Annotated in this window: 12 protein-coding genes, 1 tRNA gene and 1 pseudogene; 5 read left to right on the top strand and 9 right to left on the bottom strand. The window is 67.9% G+C overall.

The genetic code is table 11. The features are described 5' to 3' along the window. The 4 genes from E8A12_RS10465 to E8A12_RS10450 form a co-directional block, all read right to left on the bottom strand. Positions 1 to 1,814, bottom strand: a 1,814-nt coding sequence (locus tag E8A12_RS10465) for a transporter (protein ID WP_293368376.1), incomplete at its 3' end; no start/stop codon positions are given. A gap of 28 nt (positions 1,815 to 1,842) precedes the next feature. Beyond that, positions 1,843 to 2,187 (bottom strand): type IV secretion system protein VirB3, encoded by a 345-nt coding sequence (locus tag E8A12_RS10460; protein WP_293368374.1) that lies wholly within the window; start codon positions 2,185 to 2,187, stop codon positions 1,843 to 1,845. Beyond that, a complete protein-coding gene (locus E8A12_RS10455) occupies positions 2,180 to 2,506 on the bottom strand; it encodes a TrbC/VirB2 family protein (protein WP_293368372.1) in 327 nt (108 codons plus the stop codon). The genes E8A12_RS10460 and E8A12_RS10455 overlap by 8 nt, the downstream gene beginning before the upstream one ends. After that, complete coding sequence (locus E8A12_RS10450; protein WP_293368370.1) at positions 2,503 to 3,087, bottom strand: lytic transglycosylase domain-containing protein; 585 nt, start codon at positions 3,085 to 3,087, stop codon at positions 2,503 to 2,505. The genes E8A12_RS10455 and E8A12_RS10450 overlap by 4 nt, the downstream gene beginning before the upstream one ends. 274 nt (positions 3,088 to 3,361) lie before the next feature. Here E8A12_RS10450 and E8A12_RS10445 point away from each other — a divergent pair, with 274 nt between their 5' ends. Further along, on the top strand, positions 3,362 to 3,652 hold the full coding sequence (locus E8A12_RS10445) for a helix-turn-helix transcriptional regulator (protein WP_293368368.1): 291 nt from the start codon (positions 3,362 to 3,364) through the stop codon (positions 3,650 to 3,652). On the opposite strand, the gene E8A12_RS10440 is transcribed toward E8A12_RS10445, so the two are convergent. Then, a complete protein-coding gene (locus E8A12_RS10440; protein ID WP_293368366.1) occupies positions 3,649 to 4,032 on the bottom strand; it encodes a hypothetical protein in 384 nt (127 codons plus the stop codon). The genes E8A12_RS10445 and E8A12_RS10440 overlap by 4 nt on opposite strands. A gap of 312 nt (positions 4,033 to 4,344) precedes the next feature. Between E8A12_RS10440 and E8A12_RS10435 the strand changes: the two genes are divergently transcribed. Continuing rightward, the gene (locus E8A12_RS10435; RefSeq protein ID WP_293368364.1) at positions 4,345 to 4,689 is read left to right on the top strand and encodes a DUF4880 domain-containing protein; all 345 of its coding nucleotides are present in this window, start codon (positions 4,345 to 4,347) and stop codon (positions 4,687 to 4,689) included. A 115-nt stretch (positions 4,690 to 4,804) separates the two neighbouring features. Here E8A12_RS10435 and E8A12_RS10430 read toward each other — a convergent pair whose 3' ends face one another. The 4 genes from E8A12_RS10430 to E8A12_RS10415 all read right to left on the bottom strand — a co-directional run bounded on the left by E8A12_RS10430 (position 4,805) and on the right by E8A12_RS10415 (position 6,523). Further along, positions 4,805 to 5,347: a PIN domain-containing protein gene (locus tag E8A12_RS10430; RefSeq protein WP_293368362.1), complete on the bottom strand. Its 543-nt coding sequence runs from the start codon at positions 5,345 to 5,347 to the stop codon at positions 4,805 to 4,807. A gap of 7 nt (positions 5,348 to 5,354) precedes the next feature. Next, positions 5,355 to 5,690 (bottom strand): hypothetical protein, encoded by a 336-nt coding sequence (locus tag E8A12_RS10425; protein ID WP_293368360.1) that lies wholly within the window; start codon positions 5,688 to 5,690, stop codon positions 5,355 to 5,357. 179 nt (positions 5,691 to 5,869) lie between these two features. Then, positions 5,870 to 6,142 (bottom strand): DNA-binding protein, encoded by a 273-nt coding sequence (locus E8A12_RS10420; RefSeq protein ID WP_293368358.1) that lies wholly within the window; start codon positions 6,140 to 6,142, stop codon positions 5,870 to 5,872. Between the two features lie 306 nt (positions 6,143 to 6,448). Beyond that, a tRNA-Thr gene (locus E8A12_RS10415) sits at positions 6,449 to 6,523 on the bottom strand. A gap of 352 nt (positions 6,524 to 6,875) precedes the next feature. Here E8A12_RS10415 and murA point away from each other — a divergent pair. The 3 genes and pseudogenes from murA to E8A12_RS10400 form a co-directional block, all read left to right on the top strand. Beyond that, a complete protein-coding gene (gene murA / locus E8A12_RS10410; protein WP_293368356.1) occupies positions 6,876 to 8,168 on the top strand; it encodes a UDP-N-acetylglucosamine 1-carboxyvinyltransferase in 1,293 nt (430 codons plus the stop codon). Between the two features lie 4 nt (positions 8,169 to 8,172). Continuing rightward, complete coding sequence (locus tag E8A12_RS10405) at positions 8,173 to 8,598, top strand: DUF2948 family protein (protein ID WP_293368354.1); 426 nt, start codon at positions 8,173 to 8,175, stop codon at positions 8,596 to 8,598. Between the two features lie 49 nt (positions 8,599 to 8,647). Beyond that, a pseudogene (locus E8A12_RS10400) lies at positions 8,648 to 8,778 on the top strand (histidinol dehydrogenase); the annotation flags it as partial.

The following is an 8,778-nucleotide window of genomic DNA, read 5'->3' as shown; positions in this document are numbered from 1 at the left end:
ATCATCACCGGCGTGCGGACGTCGGGCGTGTCCAGGATGTGGGTCATGTCGAAGCCCAGGAAGCGCGGCTCCAGCGCCAGCGCATCGGTCTCGCCGTCCAGCGCCCACCCCAGGGCTTCGCCGCGCCGCCAGCGATCGAGGCGCGCGCCGATCCCGCCCGCGTCGCGCTGGCCCAGCAGGGAGCGCAAGGCGCCCACCGAGCGCTGAGCCGCAGGCATGGGGCCAAGCGCGGCGAGCGCTTCGTCGATGGCCCGTTCCTCCGGCGGAGTGAGCGCACGCTCCGGCGGCGCGACAAGCCGGCGCACGAGGGCGCCCAGGAAGGCGCGGTTGGCCGGGGTGAACGCCAGCGCCTTGAACGGCGCGAATCCGGTGGGCTCGCCGGGCCTCAGGGTCAGGTAAGCGCCGCCGCAGGCGCGCACGAAGATCTCGGCGCCGCGGTCCTTGTCGAACACCACCTGCTGGACATCCAGCTTCTCGAGCTCGGCTAACATGAAGTTCTGCACGACCGTCTTGCCGGAGCCGGAGGGCCCGCAGATGAAGGTGTGGCCCAGGTCGCCGACGTGGAAGTTGAAGTAGAAGGGCGAGCCCGCCGAGGTGCGCAGCAGCGCCACCGCAGGGCCCCAGTGGTTGCCCTGCGCGCGTCCCGCCGGGTGGGTGTGGAAAGGTGCGAGGCTCGCGAAGTTGCGGCTAGTGATCGCCGCTGGCCGCAGGCGGAAGCGGAAGTTGCCGGGGAACTGGGCCCAGAACGCTGCCTCCAGGCCAAGATCCTCGCGGGCGACGACGAGGCCGGATTCGGCCAGGGCCGCGCGCGCCCGCGACAGGTTTTCGGCCAGACGTGCAGGCGTGTCGCCATAGACGGTGACGCTCGCCTGGTGCTCGCCCATGACGAAGCGGTTCGAGACCAGGTCGTCGAGGGCGGCGTCCAGGCCCTCCACCTGGGAGGCGGCTCGATCCCGGGCCGACAGCAGCTGGTTCTGCTTGCGGCTCATGATGGCCTCAGCCGAAACCTTGGACAGGAAGGCGAAGGACTGGGCCGCCACGAAGGGGAAGGGCGCGGACAGCAGGCCATCCCAGAGGCCGGGCCGGGTGGCGGCGGGATATTCCTTGACCCCCAGGACGCCGGCGAAACGGGTGGCGTCGGGGCTACGAATCTCCAGGGCTTCACGCCCGAAGATCAGCCGAGAGGCGTAGAGCGCCTCGCTAAGATGGCCCGCGGTCAGGGGTGCCGGCTCGGGGCGGCCGACAATCAGCAGGCGCAGCATCTCCAGCGGTTCCGAAAAAGCCAGGCCGGCGCGTTCGTAGAGACGCAGGCGGCTGACCCCGTAGCGCGCGAGGTGCTGCTGCAGGTCGCGACCGGCTTCCTCCAGCAGGCGCACGTCGGCGTCTTCGGTCGGGGGCGGCGTGGCGTTGAACCGCTGGATCCAGGCCTGGGCGCGCTCGGCGGCGGCCTGCCGCCGGCGCAGCACGAGCGTCAGGAAGAGGTCGTTCACGTAGAGGCGGCCGGCGTCGATCCGGGCGCGGTAGGCGGCGTCGAGGTCGCCGGCGAAAACCGAACGGAAACGCCCCTGCGGCCAGACCTGCTCGGGCCGGCGTACAAGATGGTGCCATACCGCCAGCCGGTCGGAAGCGAGGTTGCGCCAGGCGCCGTTGAGCTTGCCGTGCCAGTCGTTGAGGTCGCGGATGTCGGCGGTTTCGAAGCTCGCGCCGTCCAGCCGGAAGCAGAGCATCAGGGCGCCGCTGTCGAGCGCCAGGATCTCGTCGGTGACGTGCCGGGCGTAGGGCAGCATCGGCCGCGGGGAGGCCTCACGCCGCATCAGGGCGTCCCTATCGGGGAGCCTGGCGCTAGGCATGGATGAGCGTCCTCACCGTGAGACGGCGCAGACGTAGCGGCGAGGGCGAGCTGCCGCCCCAGACCCCGCCGTTGCGGGCGCGGCCCTTGGTCTCGACCCAGAGATAGAGCACCCGGAAGGCGTTGGGGTCGGACTTGCAGATCGCCGCGAACACCAGGTGCAGGGCCGGCGCCACCAGCAGCCACAGCATGGAGCCGGCGCCCAGGAAGGCGATGCAGGAGACCATGACGTTGAGGCCGACGGCCTCCATCGGCACGCCCCAGATCATGGCCGGGCGCGTGCAGGCCAGGAACAGAGGCTCTTCCTCAAGCCGCTCGATAAGGATGCGGTCAGGCACCTGCGCCTCCGCCGGTGATGGTGTCGACGATGGTCGCGGCTCCGAACACCACGATGATGCCCAGCACCACGGTGGCGGCCCGGCGGAAGTCCAGGTGACCGAACATCCAGCCGGCGCCGGTTGCGATGATCGCCAGCACGGCCACCAGTCGGACAACGCCGCTGTTGAGAAGATTCACGATATTTTGCAGAAAGGTAGAGAGATTTCCTCCTGCTGTGGCGGTGGTTTGGGCGAGCGCCGGCGAGGCGCAGACCGCCAGGGCCAGCCCGAGGCTGACGCAAAGGCCGAGACGGTGGCGGGCGCGAAGGGACAACGTCATTGGACGGCTCCTGGGATGGGGGCGAGCACAAAGCGGCCGGGCGCCGGCGCGGCCGCGAAAACCTGCCAGGCCGGTCTCGCCGGCGGCGGCGGCGGCGGTGGACGGCGGGGCTCCGTTTGTCCGGCAGCCGCCACAACCTTGGCCACGTAGCCGTTGCTGACACCGCGGCCGATCGTGCCGGTGTTGTAGAGGGAGAGCGTCGCCGTCATCGCTGCGATCGGGTCGACGGGGCCGGCGGCGGCGCGGGTCCAGCCGGCGCGCAGGAGGCGCGCCGAGGCGGCCAGGTTGCGGCAGGGGTCGAAGGCGTCCGCCACGCTCAAGCCTAGCGGCGCGAGGTTGCGCACGTTGATCTGGGCGAGACCCAGATCGATGTTCCGGCCGGTGGCGATCAGGCGTTCAGCGGTGACCACGGCCGCTGCCGCCGAGGTCGACGAGATCCGCTGCGGCCGAGCACCGTTCACCCCGATGACCAGCGGATCGAGACCGCTTTCCACACGCGACACCGCCAGCATGGTGTCGGGCGCCACATGGGCCGCGCAGCTCGCGGCTAGGGCCAAAACGGTGGAAGGGTCGAGGGGCATGGGGCGTCCTTTCCCCGCAACCTGACCTCGGCGCCGCCCCTTCAGGAGGACGTAACCTCGCCGGGGCGTAGACTCCCCAGGGCGCAGATTCCCCCCGAAGAAACGGCTCGCCGGTCGCCTGCGCCAGTTTCTGGCGCGATGCGTGACAGATCATGGCGCAAGAAACGCCTCGAATAGTCGTCAGCAAGTCGCGCGGGAACCTAAGTCGAAGATTGACTTTTCAGTGTTTGAGACGGGAAGAGTGTTCTGGCCGATTCGAGTTGTGAGGCATCACATGCGTGAATACCTGAGTGACAACGTAAATACCCCGCGTACGGCCTGCGAGGCTACCGATCTGCGCTTATCGCCGCGCCAAATCGAGTGCCTATCCTGGGTCCAAGAGGGCAAAAGCTCCCGCGATATCGGCGTCATCCTCGGTGTCAGTCATCGCATTGTGGAACGGCACGTTTTTCGCGCCTGCCAGCGCCTGGGCGTCAAGACGCGGCTGCAGGCGGTGATCCGGGCTCGCGCGCTGGGACTGATCGGCGATCCGGAGAGCTGGAGCCGCCCGCCGAGGCAAGGCTAGTCGTCCTCTTCCTCGAAGTCGCCGAACGTCTCGTCGAACATCCATTGCTCGAGGTCGGCGTTGAGCCGCTCGGCGCGCTTGCTGATCTGTTCGAACCCGCGGCCGAAGATCACCACCAGGCTGCGGGGATCGAGGGCGGCGATATCCTTGCCGCTGCGGCGCGCATAGCGGCGCAGCATGGTCAGCAGCAGGGAGGCGCCCTGGTTGCCGGCGGTTTGGAAGGCGAAGTCCTCGTGGCCGAATTCGGCGGCGAAGATGATGCCCCAGGGGTCGGCTTCCACCACCTTCGCGAAACTGAAGATCTTATCGAAGTCGAGGCCAAGAGAGCCCTTCTCGAACCGCTGATAGGTCCGCAGCGCCAGCCCCATGGCGCGGGCCATGTCCGCGGTCCGAAAGCCGCCGCGGCGGCGAAACCGTTTCAGCACCTGGGAGAGCGTAACGCGCCGCTGCTCCTCACTCTGAGTCCGGGATACATCCATGCGACTCGATGAAATCAACTTGCGATTGTCATATAGTCCTACACCATCCGGTTGCATCGCAAAGGCCGAGCTGTGAAGCCTATGCAACGCGCCGCCCGGTGTGGCGTAGCGGGCGCTCGCCGGCTCGGGGCGCCTGCCGGCGAATCAGTCAGACCGTTCTTCGGGGCGACCGCTTGGTCTCAGCGTCGCGTGGAGATGGAGTGAGGGTTCGGCATGACCAGGAAGTCTACAACGACCGTCCAGGCGGCGACCTGGCTCGCGCGGCTCGGCCAAAAGCGCGTCAGCACCGCTGACATCCACGATTTCTTCGAATGGCGGCGAGGGGCGGCGAACGATGCGGCCTACCGCGCCATCGAACGAAACTGGGAAATGACTCGTGGCCGCTTCCAGGCCCAGGCCGATGCGATCGGCTTCAGCGTCATCGACGGCCGGACGGGGGAAGTCGCGCAATTCGCCAACGCCAGCATCGCCGGGGTCTCCGAGGACGATGCTCTCGAGGTCGTCAGGGTCCTCAATCGCCGGGCCTTGAGGGATCGCGATACCTTCGGCGCCCACTAGAAGGCGTCGCCGCCGTCCGGCTGGGTGGCCTATTCATGACCTGTCGCCAGACTCAAGAGGCGGCTATCCGCCAGCCGAGAGGGCCGTGTTAAGCTCCAACCAGGGCGATGCTTCTTCAACGATTGACCTCCCGGTCCAGGAACCTCCTCACTGGATCGGGCCAACTCTCGCCGCGAAGCCAGGCTGCGGCGGCAAAGGTGTGGCACAGCAGGAGACGCCCCGCGCCGCGCCGAAGTCCGTACACCTGCTCGTCCACTAAGGTTTCAGCGCCGGCCTCCAGGAAGTCGGTCAGGTTATGGGTCACCAGAACGTCGGCTTGCCCAGACCAGGCTGTCTCGAGGACGTGGCGATCTTCTTCGTCGCTGACCGGCAGCACGCCAACTCCGCCCAGGGTAAGGGACGGACCTTCCCGACCATAGGCGGCGATCAGCTCGCACAGCCGATCCGCGTCGCCTTCACCAAACCCGAGGTCGCGAGCCAACACCGTACGCAGCCGATCGAGCATGCCGAGAGAGATGACCAGCGCAATAGGGCCTTGAGCGGAGGCGCCGCCGCGGACGGTGTGGGCCAGGAAGCCTGCGGCCGTGTCCTTGCGGCCGAGTCCCTGCGCTAGCAGGGCTCCGCACCAGACGTTGAGGTCAAGGCAGACCCTCAGCATGCGAGTGTTATCGACGAGCCGTCAGGCGCACGGCCTCGGCCATTATCTCGTCTTCGCTAGCGGTGGGGCTGAGGATCGGCGTGTGGCCCTTTAGGCCCCGCGCGACAGTGTCTTCAAATTCACGATCCAGCAGGGCGCGGCCGGCGGCCCAGGCTCCGGCCTTCACAGCGTCCTCACCGGCTGCCTCCAGCCGGCGCAATGCGTCACGCGCCGCCGGTGACAGCCGCACGTACCACCGCACCGCTGCTGACGTGATCTGCGATGACGTACGATCTTCCAGACGCGCCATGTCGTTGACGCGCGCCGCGGTCGCTTCGTCGGTATGGCCGGATAGCGTCGGCACTGGAATTCCTCTCGTACCTATAGTTTCTATAGAAACGTGATGAATCTATAAATACGTTAGTTTGGCGCACGTTCAAGGTATTGTCGTGCCTCGGACAGTGCCGCCCGGCGGCCGGCCGCGCATGCTGCAGTCGCCTTACGATGGCGCGGACCTGGCCGCCTGACGGCGTCCCTTGAGGTTTAAGGGGGCGGCGTCATCGAAGGACCCGGTTGGACGCGCCGGGCGGGGAGGACGCGCTGGCTGGACACCTGAGAGGTCGACGACCTGAGGCCTCGATCGGCCCAGGCCTGCAGATCGGCCACCGTATAGACCACCAGCCCTCCGATCTTGCGGTAGGTCGGTCCCGTCCCATAGGTCCGATGCTTCTCCAACGTCCGGCCTGACAGCCCAAGGAAGCGCCCGGCTTCTGGCGTGCGAAGGAACCGAGCCGGCATCGCGGAGGCGTCTTGCATGTGCGGTCTCCAAGACGGAGCCCTGCAGCTCCGGGACCTACGCTAGGCCCGCGGCTTTTTGCGGCGAAGGGCGCAAGTCTACGCCCTGGCGCTATGTGGCGGTCCGCAGGGCGCGAGTCGCCGGGTCGGCGGCGGGTGAAAATCTTCGGTGAGTCGCCAGGAGCCGCCGATTTTCCGGCGTGGTCGGAGTCATGCAGGGACGAATTTTCCCGTCAGACTGCTGCCCATGTGCTGCCCAGCCGGTTTTCTACGGATTTTTGGGGAATTGGTGGTTCCCTCAACGCTTTGATTTCGTTGAGGGAACCATGGTGCCACGACAGGGATTCGAACCCTGGACCTCAGCCTTACCAAGGATGCGCTCTACCACTGAGCTATCGCGGCGAATGGCGAGGCGCGGCTATAGCCAACGCCGGGGGCCGCGTGAAGCCCCAATCCGTCGTCGATCGTCTTGACGCGCCGAACAGAGGGTCGCACCCCTTGAGCATGCCGCCGCCTGCCAAACCCGCAAAATCGCCCGCCGCGGAGCGGGAAGCCAAACTCGCCCAGGCCTTGCGGGCCAACCTGCGCCGGCGGAAATCCGGGGGCGGAACAAAGGCCTCGACCGAGGTCGCCGGGAAAAGCACTGGGGATGGCTGAGCGGGCCTTTGCGCGGCGCCCTGGCGCACGCTAGATATCGCTGTCGCGCCGCCGTCACGACTTCCTCGAACAGCGCGGCCGCCTCGAAGGATTGGGATTGGACCGCATCGCCATTACCGGCGGCGCGCAGCTGCAGGGCGAAATCCCGATCAGCGGCGCCAAGAACTCGGCCATCAAGCTGATGGCGGCGAGTCTTCTGACGGAAGACGCCCTGCGGCTGACCAATATGCCGCGACTGGCCGACACCCGCTTCCTCGGCAAGCTGCTGCAGCGGCTGGGAACCGAGGTGGTGGAGATCGAGGGCGAGGACGGGCCCGAGACCTTGCTGCGCACGCCCGAGATCACCAGCGGCTTTGCGCCCTACGAGCTGGTGCGCCAGATGCGGGCCTCGTTCAACGTCCTTGGTCCGTTGCTGGCGCGCACGGGCCAGGCGAAGGTCTCGCTGCCGGGCGGCTGCACCATTGGCGCCCGGCCGGTGGACCTGCACCTGAAGGCCCTGGAGGCGCTGGGCGCGCGGATCGACCTGCACGAGGGCTATGTCTACGCCCAGGCGCCCCGCGGCCTGAAAGGCGCCCGGATCGATTTCCCCTTCAATTCGGTCGGCGCCACCGAGCACGCCATGCTGGCGGCTGTGCTGGCGGACGGCGAGACCGTGATCACCAATGCGGCGTGCGAGCCCGAGTTGATCGATCTGGCGGATTGCCTGAACGCCATGGGCGGCAAGGTGTCCGGGGCCGGATCGTCGACGATCCGGATACAGGGCGTCAGCCGGCTGCACGGCGCGACACATGCCGTGATGCCGGACCGGATCGAGACGGGCACCTACGCGGTGGCCGCGGCCATGGCGGGCGGCGAGGTGCGCCTGACGCGCACGCGCAGCGACTTCATCCAGGCCCTGATCGACAAGATGGTCGAGGCAGGCGTCGAGGTGACGCCGCACAACGACGGCCTGACGGTTCGGCGCAACGGCGCGCTGCTCAAGGCCGTGGATATCGAGACCGGGGTCTATCCCGGCTTCGCCACAGACCTGCAGGCCCAGTTCATGGCGCTGATGACGCTGGCTGACGGCGAGAGCGTCATCAGGGAGACGATCTTCGAGAACCGTTTCATGCATGCGCCGGAAATGTCCCGGCTCGGCGCCGACATCAGCGTACAGGGCGGCGAAGCGCGGGTGCGCGGCGTGGCCAGCCTGAACGGCGCCCAGGTGATGGCCACGGATCTGCGGGCCTCGGTGGGACTGGTGATCGCGGGACTGGCGGCGCGCGGCGAGACCATGGTCAACCGCGTCTACCACCTCGACCGCGGCTTCGAGCGGCTGGAGGAGAAGCTTGGCGCCTGCGGCGCGCTCATCCGGCGCATCAAGGGCGACGGCGAGGGTGACGAGGACTGAGCCCATGGCCAAGACCCCGCCGCTCCGCCTGCTGGCCCAGGACGCCGACGATCTGGCGATCATCTCCGCAGCCATGCAGGACGCCGTCGCCAGGGTGGGCGACATTTCCTACGAGCCGAAGGCGCGCCTGCTGACGATGTCGTTCAACCGCTATTGCTGGGAGGCCGAGGGCGGGGTGCGGGTGCGCTCGGCGCTGCAGCTGGGCGGAGTCCTGAAGGTTCAGGCCCGTAAGATCCGCCGCGGCGCCCGCGACGCGGTTCTGGAGGTCCTGACAGTCACCTTCGACGCGGGCGAAGCGCCGGGCGGCCTGGTGACCATCAGCTGCGCCGGCGGGGGTGATCTGCGCGCCGACGTGGAATGCCTCGACGCCGTGCTGGCCGATGTCTCCGAGCCCTGGCCGACGCTGCGGGCGCCGGCGCATGGCGATTAGCCGCGCGAGCATGGCGTTCGCCCTTCCGCGCGGCTAAAGAAGCCGCGCCATGCGCCGCTTCCGCTTCACCGATCCTGACTTCGAGACGGCCTTCGCCGCCTTCATCGAAGAACGCCGCGAAACGCCCGAAGAGGTCGACTCTGTCGTGCGCGATGTCATCGCCGCAGTCCGCACCGAGGG

Source organism: Phenylobacterium sp., assembly GCF_004799395.1.
In the GTDB taxonomy this organism is placed as follows: domain Bacteria; phylum Pseudomonadota; class Alphaproteobacteria; order Caulobacterales; family Caulobacteraceae; genus Phenylobacterium.
This window is presented reverse-complemented; position numbering and strand designations above follow the sequence as displayed.

Excerpts from the sequence above, each read along its gene's own strand:
- E8A12_RS10405 (WP_293368354.1), top strand. The coding sequence starts at position 8,173 with ATGGCCAAGACCCCGCCGCTCCGCCTGCTGGCCCAGGACGCCGACGAT.
- E8A12_RS10435 (WP_293368364.1), top strand. The coding sequence starts at position 4,345 with ATGACCAGGAAGTCTACAACGACCGTCCAGGCGGCGACCTGGCTCGCG.
- E8A12_RS10455 (WP_293368372.1), bottom strand. The coding sequence starts at position 2,506 with ATGACGTTGTCCCTTCGCGCCCGCCACCGTCTCGGCCTTTGCGTCAGC.
- E8A12_RS10445 (WP_293368368.1), top strand. The coding sequence starts at position 3,362 with ATGCGTGAATACCTGAGTGACAACGTAAATACCCCGCGTACGGCCTGC.
- E8A12_RS10450 (WP_293368370.1), bottom strand. The coding sequence starts at position 3,087 with ATGCCCCTCGACCCTTCCACCGTTTTGGCCCTAGCCGCGAGCTGCGCG.
- E8A12_RS10440 (WP_293368366.1), bottom strand. The coding sequence starts at position 4,032 with ATGGCCCGCGCCATGGGGCTGGCGCTGCGGACCTATCAGCGGTTCGAG.
- E8A12_RS10420 (WP_293368358.1), bottom strand. The coding sequence starts at position 6,142 with ATGCAAGACGCCTCCGCGATGCCGGCTCGGTTCCTTCGCACGCCAGAA.
- E8A12_RS10430 (WP_293368362.1), bottom strand. The coding sequence starts at position 5,347 with ATGCTGAGGGTCTGCCTTGACCTCAACGTCTGGTGCGGAGCCCTGCTA.